This is a genomic window from Bradyrhizobium sp. PRIMUS42 (assembly GCF_023006515.1).
In the GTDB taxonomy this organism is placed as follows: domain Bacteria; phylum Pseudomonadota; class Alphaproteobacteria; order Rhizobiales; family Xanthobacteraceae; genus Bradyrhizobium.
Genome location: NZ_JALBGZ010001610.1, coordinates 1 through 440, shown reverse-complemented (window position 1 = coordinate 440; position 440 = coordinate 1). Strand labels below are relative to the sequence as shown.

The window sequence follows — 440 nt, the reverse complement described above, 5'->3', positions numbered from 1 at the left end:
AGCAAATATAAAGCAACCTGGCGGACAGCGCGGCGGCTGCCACGCCGATCAGGCCGCTTCGTCACGGCCGCCGGCCGCGCCGCGCTTCTTCCTGTTCTTGCCGCGCAGGAACTGGATGTCCATTTCGGCGCCGTTGACGCGGACCAGCTCGCAGCGGCGGTAGGCGAGGCCCGTTGACGACAACAGCAGGAAGAACTCTTTCAGGTTCAAGCCTTGGATCGAGCCTTCCACCGTCAGGATGGCGTCGGTGTCGGAGATCGCGTTGAGCTTGCAGTCGCGGCGCCAGGTGCCGTCGATGGCCATGATGCAGACGTCATAGCCGCGACTGAACGTCACGCGTTCCGTGCCCTTGCCATCCTCGGCCATGCCTAGCGTCCTGCCATGACCGCGATGCGCGGTGCGGCGCCGGCGAGAGCCGGCTTGGCGGCCGCGGCACGCGG

At 66.8% G+C, this 440-nt stretch carries 1 protein-coding gene; it reads right to left on the bottom strand.

The window, feature by feature from the left end; genetic code table 11:
• Nucleotides 1–48 precede the first annotated feature (48 nt).
• Nucleotides 49–366 carry a hypothetical protein gene (locus MOV75_RS41910; RefSeq protein WP_018321617.1) on the bottom strand — a complete coding sequence of 106 codons (318 nt, stop codon included), beginning with the start codon at nucleotides 364–366 and terminating at the stop codon, nucleotides 49–51.
• Between the last annotated feature and the right edge of the window lie 74 nt (nucleotides 367–440).

What these genes read in the sequence shown, in the direction of transcription:
- MOV75_RS41910 (WP_018321617.1), bottom strand. Translation starts at nt 366, where the DNA reads ATGGCCGAGGATGGCAAGGGCACGGAACGCGTGACGTTCAGTCGCGGC.